Here is a 22,216-nt window from a genome sequence, read left to right on the forward strand (position 1 = left end):
GTTAATATAGTATCAGTTATGATTAACATTTACAAATTAAGCTAAATTTTAGCAGGATAATTTTGAGCAAACACAATTGTTTATGAAAACAGAAAAATTTATCCTCAAACTAACTGAAGCGTCAATTGATGATATTGACATTGTAGGTGGCAAAAACGCCTCGCTTGGCGAAATGCTCCAAAACCTTGGTGGATTTGGCATTAATATTCCCGATGGATTTATTATTACGGCTGCTGCTTACTATCATTTTATTTCATCAAATAAGCTTGACGAAATTATAAAACAGATTGTTGATGAAACAAACACAGACGACCTGGAAGCGTTGATGCAATGCGGCGCCAGTATTCGTAGCCTTATATGCAGGGGTAGTTTTCCACCTGTTCTGGAATCCCAGATAATTGAAGGATACAGAACACTAAGTGAACAATACCATCAAAACGATGTCGACGTTGCCGTTCGGTCGTCTGCCACTGCCGAAGATCTTCCGGATGCTTCCTTTGCCGGTCAGCAGGATACTTTTTTAAACATCAGCGGGGCGGTTGGCCTCCTGGCGGCTGTAAAAGATTGTTTTGCCTCCCTGTTTACCGATAGGGCAATCAGTTACAGAAAAGCGTTCGGATACGATCATTTTCAGATTGGCCTTTCTGTATGCGTTCAAAAAATGGTTCGTTCCGACCTTGGTATTTCGGGCGTAGCTTTTTCGCTGGATACCGAAAGCGGGTTTAAGGATGCGGTGGTAATTAATGGATCATACGGCCTTGGCGAGATGATAGTGCAGGGGGCGATAAACCCAGATGAATATATTGTGTTCAAGCCCTTATTAAAAGATGGCTTCCGAGCAATTATCGAAAAAAAGTTAGGCACAAAGCATCAAAAAATGGTTTATGGCGATACTGCAAAGGAAAGAGTGCGGGTGGTAGAAACACCAGCCAATGACAGTGCACAGTTTTGCCTCAGCGACGAACAGATTTTACAGTTGGGCAAATGGGTGTTGATCATCGAAGATTATTATTCGGCACTGAAAGGCCGGTGGTGCCCCATGGATGTGGAATGGGCTGTTGACGGAAATTCAAGAGAACTTTTTATAGTACAAGCCCGGCCCGAGACTATTCACTCAAGAAAAACCGCGGGCATTGTTATTGAATTTAAAATAGATGACGAAATGCGCCATGAAAAAGTATTGCTCAAAGGTATTGCCGTTGGCGATAAAATAGCCAGCGGCCGGGTGCATTTACTTAACGGCCTTGAAAAGCAAAATATCCACGAGATTAATTTTCAGCCGGGAGATATTATGGTTACCGACATGACCGACCCCGACTGGGAACCTGTGATGAAAAAGGCCGCCGCTATTATTACCAATAAAGGCGGCAGAACATGCCATGCCGCAATTGTAGCACGCGAATTGGGCGTACCGGCAATAGTAGGCTGCGAAAATGCAACCGATATATTGAAAACAGGGCAGCTTATTACAGCATCATGCGCCGAAGGTGAAGCCGGTATCGTTTATGAGGGCTTAATCTCGTTTAAAAAATTAGAACAAAACCTGGCTGACTTGCCGGAAATAACAACCCCGGTAATGATGAACGTGGCTTCGCCCGAGATGGCTTTTCAATACGCCTGCTACCCCAATAAAGGGGTTGGGCTCGCCAGAGAAGAATTTATCATTAACAATTATATCAAAGTTCATCCGCTCGCGCTGCTTAAGCATGGTGAATTAAATGATGCAGCACTAACTGAACACATTACCGGGATAACAAAAGGATATGCAAGTGGCGAGGATTTCTTTATCGAAAAACTATCCTACGGCATTGCCAAAATAGCAGCGGCGTTTTACCCCAATAAAGTTATCGTGAGGTTTTCGGATTTTAAAACCAACGAATATTTCAATATGCCGGGAGGCAAATATTTTGAACCCGTTGAAGAAAACCCCATGATTGGCTGGAGGGGGGCATCGCGATACTATTCTACAGCATACAAACAGGCCTTTGGGATGGAATGCAAAGCCATTAAAAAAGTAAGGGAAGTAATGGGTCTTGACAATGTGGTAGTCATGATCCCTTTTTGCCGCACAGTTGATGAACTGTTAATGGTTTATAATACAATGGATGAGTTTGGCCTAAAACGGGGCGAAAACAAGCTGGAGGTTTATTTGATGGCCGAAGTTCCGTCTAATGTGATTTTGGCGGCACAATTTGCCCGGCATATTGACGGATTTTCGATCGGCTCAAATGATCTGACGCAACTCGTTTTAGGGCTCGACAGGGATTCATCTTTGGTAGCGGGTTTATATAACGAACGGAATGAGGCTGTAAAAATGATGATATCCCATTTGATACGCATTGCTAAAAAATCGAAAGTAAAAGTGGGCATTTGCGGGCAAGGACCTTCCGATTTTTCGGACTTTGCCCAGTTTTTGGTTGAAGAAGGCATCGATTCTATTTCGGTAACGCCCGATTCTTTTATGAAAACAGTTAAAGCGATTGGCCAGATTGAGCAAGAGATAAAGCTCAAACAGATCACTTTACCAGAGCAACTCATTGAATTACAGAACATAACAGCAAATAGCTTATTTTAATTCACAGATACTATTATACTCTATAACATGAACGAGATCAAGACCTTAGGCCAGTTTATTATTGAAAAACAAAAAGATTTCCCTTATGCAAAAGGAGAATTATCGAGATTATTAAGAGACCTTGCCATTGCTGCAAAAATTGTGAACCGCGAAATTAATAAAGCAGGGCTTGCTTCCATACTTGGCGATTCAGGGACGGTAAATGTACAGGGCGAAAGCCAGAAAAAACTGGATGTTTATGCAAACGAGCAATTTATAGCCGCGCTAAGAAGCGGGGGCGAATGTTGTATGATAGTATCCGAAGAAAACGACGAACACATCAATATTGATTCGGAAATTTCAAAGAACGCCAAATATGTTGTAGCTATCGATCCCCTGGACGGCTCTTCTAACATTGATGTGAACGTGGGGATTGGCACAATATTTTCAATTTACCGCAGGACTTCGGTTTCCGGAGCGGCAACGGTGGAAGACATTTTACAAAAAGGCACCAGCCAGGTGGCCGCCGGCTATATTATATACGGTTCATCTACTATGCTGGTGTATACAACAGGAAAAGGGGTTAACGGTTTTACCCTCGACCCATCAATCGGCGAGTTTTGCCTGTCGCATCCAAATTTAACAATCCCGGAAGCCGGGACCATTTATTCGATAAATGAAGGTAATTACATTCACTTTCCGCAGGGCGTTAAAAAGTATATCAAATATTGCCAGGAGGAAGATAAGAATACCAGCCGGCCATATACATCCCGCTATACGGGATCGATGGTAGCCGACCTGCACCGCAATCTTATCAAAGGCGGTATATTCATTTATCCTTATACATCGGCATCTCCCAAAGGAAAATTACGCTTGGTATACGAGTGTAACCCCATGGCTTTCATCATGGAACAGGCTGGCGGAAAAGCATCTGACGGCACAACCCGTATACTCGACCTGGATGTTTATGAATTGCATCAGCGCTCTCCCATCTTTATCGGGTCGCGGCTAATGGTTGAAAAAGCAGAGGATTTTATGCGGGTATTTCACAAAGAAGCGCGTGAAGTACTCAATGGTTTCGCGCTTGATGTTTAAAAACTACAATATGGGTTAAGGGGGCAATGCCCCCCTACCTTGTTTCACCGCAAATAAGGTGATACATTATCTATAGTGTGTATCGCCAGTGATCGTGGTCAACAAACTCCCACCGGCATGGACCAAAGGCGTCAATAAGCATACCTGCTTCCAAACAAACACAACCGTGCACAGAATACGGGGGGATGTAGTAACCATCGCCCTTACGTATTATTTTTTTGGTGCCATCTATGGTCATTTCAAATACGCCGCTCTCCACATAGCTAACCTGCGAATGTGCATGATTGTGTAACACACCACACCCGCCTTTTTCAAACTTTACTTTAACAAGCATAACTTTATCATCATAACCAAACACCTGGCGTTGTACACCATCTCCAACGGTTTTCCAATCGGTTGCTTCGTTATATTGAAAAAGATTGCTTTGTATCATGGTAAATGTTTTAGTGGCAGATAGCTGTAAAAATCAATATTACACCCAAATCCTCTAAACTTCACACATAAGCGTTAATATTTCTACGCAAACGATTTAGTTGGGCGCCAAAAATTCAAGAAACTGTTTATAGGTAATCATCCTGATTTGTCAGGAGTAAAATGGCTGGCATCATCCATTAAACGAATTTCAACAACACACATGTGCGCTGTTATTTAAAGACTTAAAAACACAGTTTGCAAGCCCGGCGATTGTACACCAACAACACTATTGCCCCTATTGGTCTTTATGCTGATAACAGCCCGGCCATTAATAGCTTGCAATTTTGCAGATCCTTTTGATGTACCCAAATCATCCAGTAACGTTCCGTCTCCGGTTAACGAAAAATTGACCCAGTTAATGGCGTCAAGACACAATACTCCCCTGCTATCCAACAGCGTTGCCTGTATTGTAACTGTGCCATTCCTTTGGGCAATTTTTTCCAGCTTTAGTTTAGCTGGTTTGCCCCATTTTTCAGTTTGATATACTTGTGATACCGTATCAATAACGGTAACACGTCCCTTGCGGGCTTTTAGGACAAGTTCATTTCTGCCTTTCTTAAAGCGAACCATCCACCTTAAGCCGGCTGCGGGAAAGTCCTGGCTGTTACGCTTTTTGGTGCCATAACTTTTACCATTTACAAATAGTTCGGCTTCGCTGCAGTTTGAATAGGCCTTTACCATTTTTAATTCCCCATCATCGCCCCACCTAACCGACCAGTTATGCCCGTAGATATGCGCCATAGGTTTATCGGCCCAATAGGACTGAACCAAATAATAAACTTCCTTTTTTGTCAAATCACTTTCAACCACGCCTTTCTGATTCATGTAAGGCAGCGGGTTATCAAATCTTATGGGTGTCGAGAAATCTTTAAAAGCCCAAAACGCCGATCCACTTAGCCAGGGCATGGTATCCTGCTCTTTCAATGTCCAATCGAACAGGTTACAGGTGGCATTCTCGCTCCAATCGCCGTTTTTTAAAAGTTCGGCTGATTTGCTGAAAAGTGTAGTGTCAATTAATCCGGCACTATTCCTGATGTTTTCCAAAGCTTTGTCTGCAAGTTCGGAGTTACGACCAGAGTGGCTGTCGCCGCCCCATTCTGCGTGGAAAAAATGTTTTACATTCTTAAACTCATCTTCGCTGTACTTCTTGTACTCTGTGTATTTTCCCTTGTACCAGCCGGCCCAAATGGTGGGCGAATAAACATCCGGAATATCCTTACAAAAGTCGCAACGGCGGATAACCGTTTTGCGGGATGGGTCGAGCCGATGCGCCAAATCATTTTGTTCGCTCATGAATGCCCTTATTTTGGCCTTGTCAAACTCCGGAAAGTCGCCTGCCCAATCATTTTCGTTACCGAGGCCCCACAAAATTATCGATGGATGATTGTAATGCTGATAGATCATGTTGGTTAGCATGCGGCGAGCCTGATCCTTATATTTATCGCCGCCCAAGCCGCCCCGGCACCAGGGTTCTTCTTCCCACACCAGTAAACCCAGGCTGTCGCATAAATTTAAAATAATCCGCGATTGCTGATAATGTCCAAGCCGAATAAAATTGGCTCCCATTTCTTTTATCATGCGCATTTCCTGGTACATCATACTATCGGTCATGGCAGCTGCCACACCCGATTGATCTTCATGCCTGTGCGTGCCGCGAAGTAATAGCCGTTTGCCATTTAAATAGAACGGACCATTATCGGCAAATAAGAAATCGCGGAAACCTATTTTTTCCTTTCGCGTATATCCACCGGCCTCAACAGTTACGGTATACAAATAAGGATCATTGGGTGACCATAAATGCGGATTATTAACTTTGAATTTACCAACCGGAATAGTGCCATCATTATCAACATCAATGTTGTAAACAGTTTCTGCAACCGTTTTGCCGGATGCATCGGTGATTTTAATATTCCCGATTGCTTTTTTTACATGATCGGGATTGTAAAATGTAGCCTGAACATCAATAGTGCCGGTTTTATATTGTTTACCCAATACCGCGCTTGCAAATAAGTTATCGATGCCAAGAGCGGGCTGATAAACCAAATCGAGGTAGCGGTAAATACCGCCAAAAACATCAAAATCAGATAGCTGCGAGGGTATGCTTTCCACATCGCGCGAGTTATCACAATGTATTTCGATGGGAACAGTTCCTTTAAATTGCTTGGTGAAGGCTTCTGTCTTTTTAAATTCTTCAACCGCTTGCGTAATATCAACAAACCATTCGTCGTAACCACCTGCATGTGCCGCCACTTTGGTGCTGTAAACATATACATCGGTTGTTTGGCCGGCCCCTTCAAAAAACAACAGCGTACGCCCGTTTTTATATGGATTGTTAATGTTTAACCGGGTACGGTACCAGCCGGGCCCCTGGTAGTAATTTCCGGTTGGGTCGACAGCATCGCGAGCGTTAAAGCAGTGTGGCAACGTTACTTTTTGCCATAGGGGGTAATTGTCCGGTCCGTCTTTAGTCAGCGGTCGTACGGTTTCCCATATACTGCCAAGATCCTGTTTTAAAAATTCCCAATTATTATTCAGCCGTATTTTTTGCTGGGCGTTTACAGCCAGGTTTATCAATAAAATGCCAACAAACAGTATAATTCTTTTCATCCTCAATGTGTTACTGAAAGTACTGCTATTAAATTTTAATGATGCTCTTCTCCCCATGGTTTCGGGCGCGGATACATTTTAAAAACCTTTTTAAAATCAATCCCTGGGTATTTTTCCTCAGCAAGGCTGCAAATGGTTAAAGTCTCGCCGTAACTAATAGGTTCTATTTGTTTGTACGGCCAGTCTTTTTGTTTCAACACGTACGGCATTATCCATTCAATGCATTTTTTTATTCCCCTCCCCTGCTTTTCAGTATGCCATAAATCAATATCCACCCGGTCTGCAAGTGTAGCCAGCATGCTCCAGCCGGTCAGGTTCATATTTGAATAGCTCCATGACCGTGTGCGCTCCAATTCCAATGGCTGGCGGCCATCAGCTGCAAATTGGGTATCTATCCTGGCGATAGTGCGGTTTTGGAGAACTTCTTTTGCCAGTTTGTCGTTTCCGGTGAAAAGAGCAAAATCAACTACCTGAACATCGTAAAAAGTGCCGTGGTTATTGCGTGCCTGCCTTTCTTCATTTCCGTTTTTGCTTTTTTGCAGCCATTCCAAATATTCGGCAAACCAATGCCTTACACCTGTTTTAAGATTGGCTGTTATGCTTTTGCTACCCTGCATCATGGCAAGGGCATCCGGAATAACCGCCAGCGCACGGCTTTCGATGATACCTATACCGCGGCCATCATTAATGCCCGGAATGTATTGGGCGTAGTTAAAGTTGGGGGCCATTTTTGTGGTTGTATCTACAAACCAGGTACGCATTAATCCCGCCGCTTTTTGAGCATACTGCTCATTGCCCGTAAAATAGTAAGCAAAACCCAGTTTTTTAACCGCCCGGCATAAATCATTTAGTTGCGAATCGTCATGCAGCTGGTATATTTCGGGGTTACGTTCACCATCTTTGCGGATATAGGGTTTGCCATCGGGTTTGGATGGGTCAGCCCACCAATAAGGGGCCTGGCTAACATAATCATGCGGATTACCGCTTGGTGCAACCTTGGTTTTATGAAAAGTAACCGAATACGGGCCGCCTGCTAACTCTTTATCAGCATCGGTTAAAAGTGATTTAATTTGATTGCTGATAGCTGTATCACCAGCCTGGTATTGCTTTTTCAGCACTGATAATTGCTGCTGATTCTGTAACAGAAAGCCGCTTACGTTTTTGTTTTGCGCAGAGACATTAACACCGGCCATAATTAAAACAACAACAAGGTATTGCGTGGAAAACAATTTCTTAGGCATATCAATAAATTAAGTTTTTCAGTTTTATTGGCGAATGGGATTAAATCAAACATCCGCATAAAAATCATTCAAAAACTTAATTGGCGGCTTTTTATTTACGAAAACGATGGAGATTTGCCATACCAATAAAATATGCGCTGCCTGGCATTTAATTATTAAAGATCTATAATATGCGAGTAGTTAAAACTGATGGGCAATAACTCCCGCAAGTTAAAGCGAATTCCGCAAACCTAATGCTTGCAAAACGACATTGAAACCGTTCTTATTTGTGGGTAAACAATACAAATTTACGCGCTTCGTTTTATATTTAAAAACCGCCTATTATTCATACATAAACAGGTAAAAACGAGGCAATTAATTGATACTTTTCAGCAACAAATGCGCAATTTATTGATACAAATAGTACATTTATTGACACAAAAAATTTTGCTCAAAAATTCAGATAAAGCCGCCTAAAAAATCGGATGTATTAGGCTTTCGTTTTTAATAAAAGCTATGCCGAGCGGGTAGACTTCTCAATATCATCCCACATTTCGGCAGGGATCATTTCGAGCGCGCTAAACTGGCCGGCGCCTTGCAGCCATTCGCCGCCATCTATGGTAATTACCTCGCCATTGATGTAACCAGAAAAATCGGACACCAGGAACGCGGCCAGGTTGGCCAGCTCCTGGTGCTCACCTACACGTTTAAGGGGTACCCGGTTTTTAAAATCAAATTTTTGGGCCATGTCCCCCGGGAGTAAACGTTCCCAGGCTCCTTTGGTTGGAAAGGGACCGGGCGCAATGGCGTTTGTTCTGATGCCGTGCCGGCCCCACTCAACGGCTAACGACCTGGTCATGGCCAGTACGCCACCCTTGGCACAGGCCGAGGGCACCACATAAGCCGAACCTGTAAAAGCATAGGTGGTAATAATATTCAGTATGTTACCCGGTATTTTTTCACCGATCCAATATTTGCCCAAAGCCAATGAGCAATTGGCCGAGCCTTTTAACACGATATCGATGATGGCCGAGAACGCGTTTGCCGACAAGCGTTCGGTCGGCGAAATAAAATTACCCGCCGCGTTGTTCAGCAATACATCTACCCTGCCAAAAGTTGTAATGGCCTGTTGCAACATCTTTTCAACTTCGTCATACTTTCGTACATCGCAGGCTATGGGCAATACCTTGCCGCCGGTTGCAGATTCCATTTCGGCTGCCGTTTGCTGCAGCACATCCAGTTTGCGGCTGGTGATAACCAGGTTGGCGCCCAGTTGTAAAAAGTAAGTGCCCATAGCCTTACCCAAACCGGTGCCGCCACCTGTTATGATGATGGTTTTACCTTTCAAGGCATCATCCCTTAACATACCCCCGGCATTTACTGGATTAGGGCCTTTAGAATTATCGGGAGTTGAAGGATCTGTCATCATCAATTAATTTGCGGTTGTATTTTTTGCTTTTAAATTCTGGATCATCATTTGCAGGCCTTGCCTGGTGGCCGGGGCCCACCATTGCTCCAGCATCTTATTTAAAGTACGGGTTTGATCGGTCTTTAATTTACTTATCAACTGCTTACGCAAATTCAGCTTACTTTCACTCCAGGTAACGGGGTTCAGTTTCATATAAACAGTTATCTTCTTTATTGCAGCATTCATCAAGCTATCCGGTGCACTAATTTCATCAATCAAACCCGCTTCCAATGCTTCATCTACCTGGAGCAACTTGCCCTCCAGTAAATATTGATAGGCTTTGCGCCGGCCAAGCCAGAATGAATACAAATTAAAAACACTATCAGGAACAATAATGCCCACAGGAATTTCATTTAACCCGATGACAAATTTCCCTGCAGCCATTACCCGGTAGTCGCAGCAAATAGCTAATATGCAGCCTCCGGCCGGGCTATGACCGCTTATGGCAGCAACCATTGGCTTCCTGAAAGCTGTTAGCGTATTTTGCAACACTAAAAAGTCGATCCAAAAACCGCGGCTTTGTTCCTGATCATAATCATAAGCCTCTATCAGATCAATCCCCGATGAGAAAAAACCTTCCTTACCGGTTAAAATCACACCGCCCACATTATCATCATTCTCGAGTTTGTGGATACAATCGGTCAGTTCTTTAACCATCTGATGATTGATAGGATTTGAACGTCCCCTGTCAAGTGTAATTACAACAAGTTTATCCTGTATGGTTGTTTGAAATGTGCTCATCTGCTAAATCAATTTACAAGGGTTGGGTTATCACTCACTTCGCTGGGATACATTTTATCTATCTGGGCTTTGTACTTTTCGGCTATCACCTTCCGTTTCATTTTCCCCGTTGGCGTAAGCTCCCCGCTGTCTATCGACCATTCATCCGGAAGCAAGGTTATTTTCTTTACCTGTTCAACATGGTTAAACTCGGGATTGTATGTATTGATAATTGATTGGTATAGTTCAATCACCCTGGCATCTTTAATTAGTTCGCTATTGGATGAAAACGAGATCTCGTGTTGTTTGCACCAGGGTTTTAAATGGGTGTAAGAGGGTACAATCAATGCCGAAACAAATTTTCTTTCGGAGCCACACACCATCATCTGTTCAATAAAATAGTTTTCTTTCATCTTATTTTCGATGGGTAATGGCGCTACATACTTGCCTCCGGATGTTTTAAAGATCTCTTTTTTACGATCGGTTATTTTCAGGAAAGAATCCTTATCCAGTTCGCCGATATCGCCGGTGTGGAACCAGCCGTCTTCTATCACCTCAGCGGTAAGTTCCGGATTTTTATAATATCCGGCCATAACATTAGGCCCTTTGCAAAGGATTTCTCCATCGGCTGCTATCTTAGCCTGCACACCGTCAAGCAAGGGGCCAACGGTCCCAAATTTTCTGCCGCTTTTTTCATACCGGTTAACAGCAATTACCGGCGAAGTTTCGGTAAGCCCGTAGCCTTCTAAAATAACGATATTGGCCGCGGTAAAAATCCGCTCGAGTTTAACAGGGCAGGCCGAACTGCCAACCACTATCGCTTTTATATTTCCACCTATAGCATTACGCCACTTGCTGAATACCAGTTTATCGGCTACGGCAAGCTTAATTTTATACCACTCGCTGTTGCCATTAATCTCATATGCTTCGGCCAGTTTTACCGACCAAAAGAAGATCTTCCTTTTAATACCGGTTAGTTTCTGGCCCTCGACCATGATTTTTTCAAACACTTTTTCGAGCAAACGCGGAACGGCTGTAAAAAGAGAAGGCTTTACCTCTTTCAAGTTCGCGCCAATGGTATCCATATTTTCGGCATAGTAAATAGAAAAACCGTGGAAAAGATAAACATAGGTACACATCTTTTCGAAAATGTGGTTGAGGGGCAAAAAACTCAAAACACATTTTTCTTTCAATGGGATCCGGGCAAGCACATCGCCGGATGCTGCCGCATTGCTCATGATATTTTTATGGGTAAGCATTACCCCTTTTGGGCGGCCGGTAGTACCGGACGTATAAATGATGGTCGCGATATCATTTTCGGTAATCTGATCGCTGACTTGCCTTATTTTCTGCAAGTCATCTTCCTTTAAAGGTTTAAGTAATGTGCCCCAATGCATGCAGCCATCTATATCATCAAAAGTATAAATGCCTTTTAATGATGGTATATTTAAATATACCTCTTTAACCTTATCGCATAAATCTTTACTGCTTACAAATACGTATTTAACTTCGGCCTCATTTAATATCTGTTCAATATCTTTAGTGCCCGTATTAGGGTATAACGGAACCAGCACGGCACCTGTTTGCTGCACTGCCAGATCGGTTATCACCCATTCGGGCCGGCCGTTGCTTATCAGCCCTATTTTATCGCGCCCTTCCGTGGTGCCATCACCAGCCGAAACGCCCAGATTCAATAAAGCAATGGACAATTGGTAAATCATATCGTGCGCCTCTTTTGTGCTGTATGATTTCCAGGCCCCATTCTGTTTTGCATTCAGGAAATTTGCCCCTGGCGCCTTGGCCTGGGTGTCCATGCAATCAAATAGTCTTGTCGCGTTTTCCATATTGCAACAATTATTTAAATAAAGGTTGCCCTTTATAGTAATTCAAATACACCCGCTGCGCCTTGCCCGGTGCCTACACACATGGTAACTATACCATATTTTTTTTCACGTCTTTTTAGTTCATTAAAAAGCTGAACCGAAAGCTTGGCCCCTGTGCAGCCAAGCGGGTGGCCAAGCGCTATCGCGCCGCCATTTACATTTACGATATCGGGATTAAGCTCCAGCCCTTTAATAATAGCTAATGACTGTGATGCAAATGCCTCATTCAATTCTATCAGGTCAATATCCTGCTGTTTCATCCCGGCCATTTTTAATACTTTGGGTATAGCTACCAATGGCCCTATCCCCATAATACGTGGCGGTACACCGGCAACAGCATAATTAACCAGCCTTGCAATAGGTTTAAGATTATTGGCTTTTAAAAACCGTTCGCTCACCACCATTACAAAGGCTGCACCATCGCTTGTTTGCGATGAGTTACCGGCTGTAACCATCCCTTTGGCATCAAATACGGGTTTTAGCTTGGCCAATGCATCAATGGATGTATCTGCACGCGGCCCTTCATCCACATCTACCTTAAACTCCCTTGTCTTTTTCTTCCCGCTTTCGTCAACATAAGTTTCCACTATATTTACCGGGGCTATTTCACCTTTAAATTTGCCCGATTTGATGGCATTGATAGCTTTTTGGTGGGAGTTATAAGCAAACTGATCCTGCTCTTCGCGGCTGACATTGTATTCCTTTGCCACGGCTTCGGCTGTAAGGCCCATCCCCCAGTAATAATCAGGATGCGCCAGGGCAACATCGGCATTGGGCACAATGCGCCAGCCCCCCATCGGAATTAGGCTCATGCTTTCTACACCGCCTGCAATAATGCAATCGGCAATGCCACTGTGTATTTTTGCCGAGGCTATCGCGATAGTTTCCAGGCCGGATGAGCAGTAGCGATTTACCGTCATGCCGGGTACTTTATCGGTATCCAATGCCATTAACGAGATAAGCCTGGCTACATTTAAGCCCTGCTCGGCTTCGGGGGTAGCGTTGCCCACAATTACATCGTCAATCTGCTCCTTATCAACATTAGGCACCGATGCCATTAACTGCCTGATAACATCTGCGGCAAGTGTATCCGGCCGGGTAAACCTAAATCCACCCCGGGTAGCTTTTCCAACAGCGCTGCGGCTGGCTGCCACTATGTATGCGTTCATTTTATCGAGATTTTATACTTATTAAAACTTAGTTCCTTAACACTTTTCCGCCTGTTAAAATAGATTGGATCCGCTCAAGCGTTTTCTTTTCGGCGCAAAGCGAAATAAAGGCTTCGCGCTCCAGGTTCAGCAAATACTCTTCGCTTACTATCGAGGGTTGAGACAGATCACCTCCCGAAAGCACATAGGCCAGCTTCTGGGATATTTTTACGTCATGTTCGCTGATGTAGTTGCCGCTATACATCGTATTGGCACCCACATACCCAAGGCCGAGGGCCTGCTTGCCCAATACCCTGATATCGCTGCGCGGGATAGGCTGCACATATCCTTCATTTGCCATCTGCAGGCATTGCTGCTTTGCTTCCGCAAGTAACCTGTCGCGCGATACCACTACTACATCCCTTCCCTTTTTAAGGTACCCGAATTCAAAAGCCTCATAAGCCGATGTGGATACTTTTGCCTGGCCAATGGTTAAAAACCTATCGCGGAAATTATTCAGCTCAACATCGCCTTCCTGTAATTCATCCGAAAGCCGCAGGGCAAATTCTTTTGTTCCGCCGCCGCCCGGTATCAAACCAACGCCAAATTCAACCAAACCCATATACAATTCGGCATGGGCTACAACTTTATCGGCATGCAAACACATTTCGCAGCCACCGCCTAAAGCCATCTGGTGAGGGGCTATCACAACCGGGATAGACGAATAACGGATCCGCATCATGGTATTTTGGAAGGTTTTGACAACGATATTCAGCTCATCAAACTCCTGTTCAACCGCCATCATAAATATCATACCTACATTTGCCCCGGCGCTAAAATTGGCTCCTTCGTTTGATATTACCAAGCCTTTATAGCTGGTTTCGGCAAGGGTAATAGCTTTATTAATGCCTTCAATTACCTCGCCGCCTATGGTATTCATTTTAGTATGGAATTCCAGGTTCAATATACCATCGCCAATATCGGTAATGGTAGTTCCACTGTTTTTCCATATGGTATTTGTGGCGCGGATGGTATCCAGCAAAATAAGTCCCTCGGTTCCCGGAATGGTTTTATAGTCTTTAGCCGGAATATCGTAATACAAGCGTTTGCCGTTCTCAATCTTGTAGAAGCTTTTTGCACCGGCGGCAAGCATATCATATACCCATTGGGCAGGTTTGTTGCCCGCTGCTTCCATGGCTTTTACCGTATCTTCAACACCCAGCGCGTCCCATTTTTCAAAAGGGCCCATTTCCCAGCCAAAGCCGGCCTTTGTGGCTGCATCTATTTTATAAAGCTCGTCGGCTATTTCGGGAATACGATTGCCGGCGTAAGCAAATAACTCGTAAAAAGTTGCCCGGTAAAAATCCCCGGCTTTATCTTTTGCAGCGATTAATATTTTCAAACGGGCCGGAAGACTGTCAATTGCCTTGGTAGTTTCCAGCGAGGCGAATTTCACTTTTTGAGAAGGCTTGTATTCCAGCGTTTTTAAATCGAGCGCGTAAAACTGGTTTACGCCGTCAACTTTCTCCTTTTTATAAAAACCCTGGCCTGTTTTACTTCCTAGCCAGTTATTTTTCACCATGCCATCTACAAATGATGGCACCTTAAATAACTCTCTTGCCTCATCATCCGGGGCGTTTTGATAAAGGCCGTTGGCAACGTGTACCATGGTATCTAAGCCTACCACATCATTGGTGCGGAAGGTTGCCGATTTAGGGTGACCTATTACCGGCCCGGTTAGCTTATCAACTTCTTCGACCGTCATGCCGGTTTTCTCTACGTATTGCAACACACTCATGATGCTGAACACCCCAATGCGGTTGCCTATAAATGCAGGGGTATCTTTAGCCAAAACGGTGGTTTTGCCAAGGTACTTGCTGCCATAGTCCATCAAAAAGTCAACTACGCTAACCAGTGTTTCTTTTATGGGGATGATCTCCAATAATTTTAAATACCGGGGCGGGTTAAAAAAGTGGCTGCCGCAAAAATGCTTTTTGAAATCATCGCTCCTGCCTTCGGCCATTAAATGTATGGGGATGCCGGATGTGTTTGATGTAATGAGCGTGCCGGGTTTCCTGTATTTTTCTACCGTTTCAAATACCTGGCGTTTAATATCAAGCCGTTCAACAACCACCTCTATAACCCAATCGCAATCGGCAATTTTGGGCATATCATCGGTAAAATTCCCGGTAGTGATGCGTTTGGCAAAAGCTTTCAGGTAAATGGGCGATGGATTGGATTTTAAGGCAAAATCCAGCGCATCATTAACAATTTTATTCCGGGCTTTTTTATCCTCCGGCGGGGCATCTTTAGGCACAATATCAAGCAACAGCACCTGTACACCGGTATTTGCGAAATGGCAGGCTATGCGGCTGCCCATCACTCCCGACCCCAGTACTGCAACTTTTTTTATAATTCGTTTAGCATCCATTAGTAAAGCTTGTTTATTAAATTTTTAATTTATTCGGCCCGCGACCAGGTAGTGGTACGCCCAAACAGCGAAATGCCGATGTAGCCGCGGATATCTAAGGTTTTGCCTTTATAAGTTATTTTGCAGGAGTATGTTTTACCGTTTAGCGGATCGTAAATGGTGCCGCCTGTATACTTGTCCTCGCCATCTTTTTCAAAACCGGCCAATACAGGTAAGCCCAACCGGGGCCTTGTGCGCAATTTTTCGTCAACATTCATTTCGTCAACTTTTGGTTTGCCGTTTTTAAGGGGTTCTTTAAGCCACACCACCTTACCATAAAACTTACCATTGTTTTCTTTTGTGATTTGAATTTTAGCACTTTTTACATCGTTATACCACATGCCCTCAATTCTGTCTGCCTGCGCTTTTACGCATACGCTTACCGATAACAGAGTTAGCAGGATTAGTGCAAAACGGATAGGTTGTTTTTTTGATACAGACATTGCTTCAGGTGTTATTTTTACAAAAAAACCATTCCTTTTTTTTGAGGCATATCCATGCTTTTAAGATTTACAAAATAGCAATCCCGGCATCAGAAGCCGTCTCTCCATAAGAAACAGGTAGAATTATAAAATGATTAAAATAATTTAGCCCCGCTAATTAACGGGATGGTTTATAATAACAAATATCAGCTTATGCGGCGCTTAACAAAGGTTAAAACGACGGAAACATTTGTCAATATTTCGGAAATTAAAGTTAGCCTCTTTTGTTTGATAATTGCGCTATTAAATAATATTAAGTCTTAAGTCGGAAGTCTTAAGTCGGAAGTGTCATTTTTGGATTAAAGGCTGTTTAAATTTGGCTTACTAATGCTTTTTATACTTCTGATAAAGAAAGAATGACGTATATCGCATGTCGGTTACGACTCACCCCGCCAGGCTACGCCGGCGACCCTCTCTCCGGCTGCGCCGCAAAGAGGGTTTTGGAAATTTATATTTACAAATATCTGATTATAAAATAATTACATACAAAAACCCTCTTTCCACCGCAGGTGAAGAGAGGGTGGTCGGGCGTAGCCTCGACCGGGTGAGTCTTAGCCAGCGTTCAAACGAATGTTTATGTAAATCCCAATGCATGACGGGTGGCACGAAGCAATAACAGTATGTTTTTTATATTCAGATAGCATCTTAGAACCTAAGACTTCCAACTCAAGACTATCCGCCTTTCAGGGTTGCTACTAAATTAATATATAGCTGCATTGCAACATCGGCAGCCATACCCTTCAGTTTTAGCCAGGCGTCATATTTTGCTTTGGCCACAAAATCAAACATACCCGGAGTATTTTGAGTATTAATATCGCCTTCTGTTGCCTGTTTGTATAGGCTATATAAGCTTAACAGTGTTTCGTTATCCGGTTTTGATGGCAGTTGTTTGCTTTCGGCAACCGCTTTTTCAAAGGTGTTTTTTAAATCAGTCATGGTAAAATATTAATTTATAAATGTGTCGGAATAATTTCCGCCAAACCCCCTCTTTATCCCTCCCTTCCCGTCTATCGTGTACCCACACCTTTTGAATCTTATCAATTAATAAAACCGAATGTCATTTCGAGCGAACCAGAAGGGGCTTGTGCACAGGGGGTGAGGAGAAATCTTGTACGCCCTGCATTCCGATGGGCTGGTCGTGATGCAGGGCGTACAAGATTTCTCTTTCGCGCCTCCCTCCTTCCCCTTCAGGCTCTATCGTATGACAATTTTATTTTGTTAAAAAGATGTGGGTACATGATAGCCGGTAAGGGAGATTTAGCTTCGCACCCGATATAAATTCGGAATCGAACTTTTTTCCAGATTTAAAGTGCGGAAATCATTTTGAAAATTTTAATCACCTGCAGGTTTACGTTCTTCAATATAATCACTACCCCGGGGTGCATTCATAAACATCTGGCTTAGTTCTGCCGGCAATATGGCAAGCCTGCGTTTTTCCATATCTATCCAGGCACCTTCGGCATTTACTACTGCGGCTTTAACGCCATCGCCACGGTATAACTCGTGCCTGATTGCCCAGCGGGAACCGTCGGGCCGCGAGCTTATAAGTTCGCAGCTTACGCGGATCAGGTCGTTAATGCCAATTTCGCGCAGGTAAATCAATTCTTCCCTGAACAGTACGGGCCCTATTTTATATTCGTAAAGCTTGGGAAGTTTTAAACCCAGGTTTTCCAGCATGGTTATACGTGCCTGTGCTGCAAAATCGGCATAAGCGGAGTGCCGCATGTGCTGGTTTGAATCTATTTGCGACCAGAGTACCTGGCCTTCATAAAAAAATTCCATAACCCTATTGTTTTATTTATGCTGTTGCTTAAACTTCCTGACGGCTGCTGTCAGCCTTGGTAAAATCTCCATTGCATCGCCCACAACACCGTAATTGGCAGCTTTAAAAAAAGGAGCTTCGGGATCTTTGTTAATCACTACGATGGTTTTTGAACCGTTAACGCCCGCCAGGTGCTGGATGGCGCCTGATATTCCCACTGCTATATATAAATTAGGGCGAACTGTACCGCCTGTTTGGCCAACATGCTCGTGATGTGGCCGCCAATGCGAATCGGCCACAGGGCGCGAGCAGGCTGTGGCAGCGCCCAGTTCTTTTGCCAGCTCTTCTAATATGCCCCAGTTTTCGGGTCCCTTCATCCCGCGTCCGCCTGAGACAACCAGTTCGGCATCAGCAAGCGCCACCTCGCCGGTCACTTTATTTACTGCTTTTACTTTTACGCCAAAATCTTCTTCGCCAAAGCTTACATCGAATTGCTCTACCACCGCTTTCCCTTCAATTTTAGTTGCCGGGAAAGTATTCGGCATCAGCATAATTACTTTTACGTCGCTTAAAATATTCACATAGGCGAAAGCTTTGCCCGAGAATACGGCTTTTTTAATCACAAATCCTTTTTCGGTATCGGGATACGACAATGCACCCGCCACCAGACCGGCCCCTAATTTCACGGCCACCCGCGGGGCAACCATCCTGCCCCCGATATCATGAAGCGTTACAATTATTTTACTCCCCTCCTTTTGCGCTGCAGCTATCAACGCGCCGGCGTAAGCCCGTGCATGCAGTTCGTCTAAACGACTATCGGCAACATGTAAAACTTTTTGAGCGCCATATCCGCCAAGGCTCTCCATTTCAGCAGCGGCAACGGTGCCCAAAACAAGGGCAGTTACCGTGGTACCCGTTTGCTTAGCTACGTGCGCGGCATAGTGTAGCGCCTCAAAATTTTTCTTTTTAATGGTTCCCCCGGTATGTTCTATCAATACAACTACAGACATTTTTTTAAGTTTTTTGGTTTGAGAAGTGCCCGACAAGTAGCGGGCATGAAAATTCAGCTATCAGATTACTTTGGCCTCGGTATGCAGCAATGCTACCAGCTCGTCCATATCATCGGGACTTACAAGCTTTATCCCGGCTTTGGCCGGTGGTAATTCATAAGCTAATATTTGGGTAAGCTGTGCTATTTTTACAGGCACAACAACCTTTAACGGACGCGTACGCGCCGCCATTATACCACGCATATTGGGTATGCGCGCTTCGGCAACTCCTTTTTGGCAGGATATTACCACGGGTAAGTTACAGGCGTCAGTTTCTTCGCCGCCTTCTATTTCACGGGTTACCACTGCCGTATTGCCTTCCACTTGTATCCCCGTTGCAAAACCAATGTAACTGATATCCAGCAATCCGGCCAACATAGCGCCTGTAGTACCGTTATTGTAGTCGATAGATTCTTTGCCGCATAAAATAAGATCATAACCGGCCCCGGCAGCATACTCTGCTATATAACCGGCGGTTTCATAAGAATCATTGCTATCGGCATCAATGCGGACGGCCTCATCGCCACCCAATGCCAGGGCTTTCCGGATCACCGGCTCGACATTGGCAGAACCAACAGTTACAAGGTGAACCTCAGTAGCTATACCGGTTTCTTTTAGTTCAATTGCCCGGATGAGGGCATACCATTCATCGTAAGGGTTAATTATGTAGGTAACACCATCGCTGCTGATGGCGGTACTGTTATTTTTTAATACAATTTTAGTACTGGTATCGGGTACCTGGCTTATACAAACTAATACTTTCATTATTAGATTTTTATTTTTTAGGTTGATGTTGTTTATAATGGGGAGCGGGCTGCCCGTGCGTGTTAGGATTTATACGAACATTCGGTTGAACGCTGGTTACGACTCACCCCGGCTACACTGCGCTGGCCGACCTTCTCTCCGGCTAAAGCCGCAAAGAGGGTGAAGCTCATTTTTTTTTATTTGCCCCCTCTATGCGCGAAGCGGAGAGAGGGGTGACAAGCGTAGCGATGTCGGGGTGAGTCGTCGCCGACATGCGATAGACGTCGTTCCTCCCTCAGAATCCCGGCCTTACGAAGTTTCTAACACTTCGTAAGGCTTTCGCCGGCTTAAAAACAATATTTATTTTCGGCTATCAGTTTTGCGGCAACATTCCTGCGTGCCTGGGTGGTATTAAAATCTTCGGTTTTGGTGAAACGCTTCAGTCCCATCAGCATCATTCTTCTTTCGTCACCTTCGGCAAACGAGTTTAACGCCTCCCTGCCGGCTTTTGCAAGATGCTCTGCCGCATCGTTAATATATACGCGCATGATATCCAGCTGTACTTTGCAAGCTTCTTCTCCCCGTAAACCAACCAGCTTTTCTACCCGCAGTTGCAACGATTCGCTCACATAAAGCTCTATCAGCATGTCGGCCAGGTTCATCAGCACTTCCTGCTCTTTACCCAATTGTGTCATCAGTTTTTGCACTGCCCCACCTGCTACCATCAATATGGCCTTTTTAAAATTGGCTATGTATTTCTTTTCTTTAGCAAACAGGCCATCGTCTTCGGCTGCACCAAAATCGGGGATGCTTACCAGTTCGCCTGCTACTTTTTGGGCAGGGCCCATCAGGTCAAGTTCGCCTTTCATGGCACGCTTAAGCATCATATCAACCGTTAACAAGCGGTTAATTTCGTTAGTGCCCTCGAAGATCCGGTTGATCCTTGAATCGCGGTACGCCCTGTCCATCGGCGCCTCGGCGCTGTATCCCATCCCGCCGTAAATCTGTACGCCTTCGTCGGTTACATAATCCAAAACTTCGGATGCGTGAACTTTAAGAATTGCCGCTTCAATGGCATATTGCTCTGTTCCTTTTAATTTAGCTTTGGTTTCATCAAGCCCGGATGCCATCAGCATTTCGGTCGCCTCCTCCATATTTTGGCAAGCCCTGTACACGGCCGATTCTGAAGCATAAGTGCGGATAGCCTGTTGGGCCAGTTTGTATCTTATGGCCCCGTACTTTGAAATCTGGCGGCCAAATTGTTCGCGCTCATTGGCATAACGTACTGATGCGGTTATCACATCCTTGCTTGCCCCTACCGTACCGCCACCTAATTTGATACGGCCAAGGTTTAATATGTTAACGGCTATCTTGAATCCATTCTGACGTTCGGACAGCAGGTTCTCAACAGGAACTTTGCAATCGTTAAAAAACACCTGGCGGGTCGAGCTCCCTTTGATACCCATTTTGTGTTCTTCGGTATTCAGCGAAAGGCCTTCAAAATCTTTTTCAACAATAAAGGCGCTCAGGTTTTCATCATCATCTATTTTGGCAAAAACGGTAAATACATCGGCGAAGCCCGCATTGGTGATCCACATTTTTTGACCTGTGATGAGATAATGTTTACCATCAGCAGACAGCTTTGCTTTTGTTTTGCCAGAGTTGGCATCCGACCCCGCAGATGGTTCGGTTAGGCAATAAGCGCCTTTCCACTCGCCGCTTGCCAGTTTAGGAACATATTTTTGTTTTTGTGCTTCGGTACCGTAATATAATATCGGCATGGTGCCTATCCCTGTATGTGCCGAAAACGCTACTGAAAACGAATGCCCGGCGCCCAATTTCTCGGTAACCAGCATAGATGTTTTAAAATCTTTACCAAAACCGCCGTATTCTTCGGGTACCGATATGCCCAATAACCCAAGCGCTCCGGCCTCGTCCATTAAATGACGCATCAGTCCTTCCTCCTGCTCGTCAATACGCTGCAGGTTGGGTGTTACCTGCTGGGCAAGAAAATTGGTACATGTTTCGGCAATCATCAACTGCTCTTCGTTCCATTCTTCGGGAATAAAAATGCTTTCGGCAGATGTTTCCCTAATCAGAAACTCCCCTCCTTTTATGGCTTTCATTGGTTCAGTGGCATTCATAAATAAGTATTTAATGGTTGTGTTTTGTCCCGTTTTAAAATTTAGCCGATTATTAATCACTATGTTATACCAGTAATTATCAGCATGTAACAAGCACCCTGGTTTAAAGGGCTGCAGTTGGTTTTATAATCAGGAGTAAAATTAGCAGCGATGATAAACTAATGAAAGGGCTGCAATGCGGAGATATTAGTCAAAAAGTCGGATTGGGGAGGGATTGGAGGTGAGTAGTTGATTAAGTTGTATTGGGTTGATTGTGAGTGTTGTGTCGCGTATCAGCTTCATGTCTGAACCGGGATTAAACAGATTTATCAGATTTTATGGATTTGATTTGCACCAACTCCTTAAGTGTTCGGAAGACTTTTTAGTTCCCTCCCCACGGGAGGGGTGCGGCTGGAA

At 44.3% G+C, this 22,216-nt stretch carries 16 protein-coding genes; 2 read left to right on the forward strand and 14 right to left on the reverse strand.

The window, feature by feature from the left end; genetic code table 11:
* Positions 1-82 precede the first annotated feature (82 nt).
* Both ppsA and fbp read left to right on the forward strand, forming a co-directional pair.
* Positions 83-2,575: a phosphoenolpyruvate synthase gene (gene ppsA, locus AC1RM2_RS01100; protein ID WP_492982535.1), complete on the forward strand. Its 2,493-nt coding sequence runs from the start codon at positions 83-85 to the stop codon at positions 2,573-2,575.
* Positions 2,576-2,602: 27 nt separating this feature from the next.
* A complete protein-coding gene (gene fbp / locus AC1RM2_RS01105; RefSeq protein WP_492982537.1) occupies positions 2,603-3,649 on the forward strand; it encodes a class 1 fructose-bisphosphatase in 1,047 nt (348 codons plus the stop codon).
* A gap of 70 nt (positions 3,650-3,719) precedes the next feature.
* Here the strand turns inward: fbp and AC1RM2_RS01110 are convergent, their stop codons facing one another.
* The 14 genes from AC1RM2_RS01110 to AC1RM2_RS01175 all read right to left on the reverse strand — a co-directional run bounded on the left by AC1RM2_RS01110 (position 3,720) and on the right by AC1RM2_RS01175 (position 21,820).
* Positions 3,720-4,082 carry a cupin domain-containing protein gene (locus AC1RM2_RS01110; RefSeq protein WP_492982539.1) on the reverse strand — a complete coding sequence of 121 codons (363 nt, stop codon included), beginning with the start codon at positions 4,080-4,082 and terminating at the stop codon, positions 3,720-3,722.
* Between the two features lie 215 nt (positions 4,083-4,297).
* Positions 4,298-6,730, reverse strand: a complete 2,433-nt coding sequence (locus AC1RM2_RS01115; RefSeq protein ID WP_492982541.1) for a glycoside hydrolase family 2 TIM barrel-domain containing protein — start codon at positions 6,728-6,730, stop codon at positions 4,298-4,300.
* A gap of 35 nt (positions 6,731-6,765) precedes the next feature.
* On the reverse strand, positions 6,766-7,971 hold the full coding sequence (locus AC1RM2_RS01120; RefSeq protein ID WP_492982543.1) for an alginate lyase family protein: 1,206 nt from the start codon (positions 7,969-7,971) through the stop codon (positions 6,766-6,768).
* Positions 7,972-8,464: 493 nt separating this feature from the next.
* Positions 8,465-9,376, reverse strand: a complete 912-nt coding sequence (locus AC1RM2_RS01125) for an SDR family oxidoreductase (RefSeq protein ID WP_492988231.1) — start codon at positions 9,374-9,376, stop codon at positions 8,465-8,467.
* Between the two features lie 6 nt (positions 9,377-9,382).
* Complete coding sequence (locus AC1RM2_RS01130; protein ID WP_492982545.1) at positions 9,383-10,159, reverse strand: enoyl-CoA hydratase/isomerase family protein; 777 nt, start codon at positions 10,157-10,159, stop codon at positions 9,383-9,385.
* 8 nt (positions 10,160-10,167) lie between these two features.
* A complete protein-coding gene (locus AC1RM2_RS01135) occupies positions 10,168-11,982 on the reverse strand; it encodes an AMP-dependent synthetase/ligase (RefSeq protein ID WP_492982547.1) in 1,815 nt (604 codons plus the stop codon).
* Positions 11,983-12,014: 32 nt separating this feature from the next.
* Positions 12,015-13,190, reverse strand: coding sequence for an acetyl-CoA C-acyltransferase (locus AC1RM2_RS01140; RefSeq protein WP_492982549.1), 1,176 nt, complete (start codon positions 13,188-13,190; stop codon positions 12,015-12,017).
* Between the two features lie 28 nt (positions 13,191-13,218).
* Positions 13,219-15,600, reverse strand: a complete 2,382-nt coding sequence (locus AC1RM2_RS01145; protein ID WP_492982551.1) for a 3-hydroxyacyl-CoA dehydrogenase/enoyl-CoA hydratase family protein — start codon at positions 15,598-15,600, stop codon at positions 13,219-13,221.
* A gap of 29 nt (positions 15,601-15,629) precedes the next feature.
* Positions 15,630-16,082: a DUF2147 domain-containing protein gene (locus tag AC1RM2_RS01150; RefSeq protein WP_492982553.1), complete on the reverse strand. Its 453-nt coding sequence runs from the start codon at positions 16,080-16,082 to the stop codon at positions 15,630-15,632.
* 711 nt (positions 16,083-16,793) lie between these two features.
* Entirely contained in the window at positions 16,794-17,057 is a 264-nt protein-coding gene (locus AC1RM2_RS01155) for an acyl-CoA-binding protein (protein WP_492982555.1), read from the reverse strand.
* Positions 17,058-17,453: 396 nt separating this feature from the next.
* On the reverse strand, positions 17,454-17,903 hold the full coding sequence (locus tag AC1RM2_RS01160; protein ID WP_492982557.1) for an acyl-CoA thioesterase: 450 nt from the start codon (positions 17,901-17,903) through the stop codon (positions 17,454-17,456).
* A gap of 12 nt (positions 17,904-17,915) precedes the next feature.
* On the reverse strand, positions 17,916-18,893 hold the full coding sequence (locus tag AC1RM2_RS01165) for an electron transfer flavoprotein subunit alpha/FixB family protein (protein WP_492982559.1): 978 nt from the start codon (positions 18,891-18,893) through the stop codon (positions 17,916-17,918).
* A 60-nt stretch (positions 18,894-18,953) separates the two neighbouring features.
* Positions 18,954-19,697, reverse strand: coding sequence for an electron transfer flavoprotein subunit beta/FixA family protein (locus tag AC1RM2_RS01170; protein ID WP_492982561.1), 744 nt, complete (start codon positions 19,695-19,697; stop codon positions 18,954-18,956).
* Positions 19,698-20,023: 326 nt separating this feature from the next.
* Positions 20,024-21,820 carry an acyl-CoA dehydrogenase FadE gene (locus AC1RM2_RS01175; protein WP_492982563.1) on the reverse strand — a complete coding sequence of 599 codons (1,797 nt, stop codon included), beginning with the start codon at positions 21,818-21,820 and terminating at the stop codon, positions 20,024-20,026.
* Positions 21,821-22,216 lie beyond the last annotated feature (396 nt).

The sequence above is a fragment of the Mucilaginibacter sp. GW822-FHT03E02 genome (assembly GCF_058801545.1).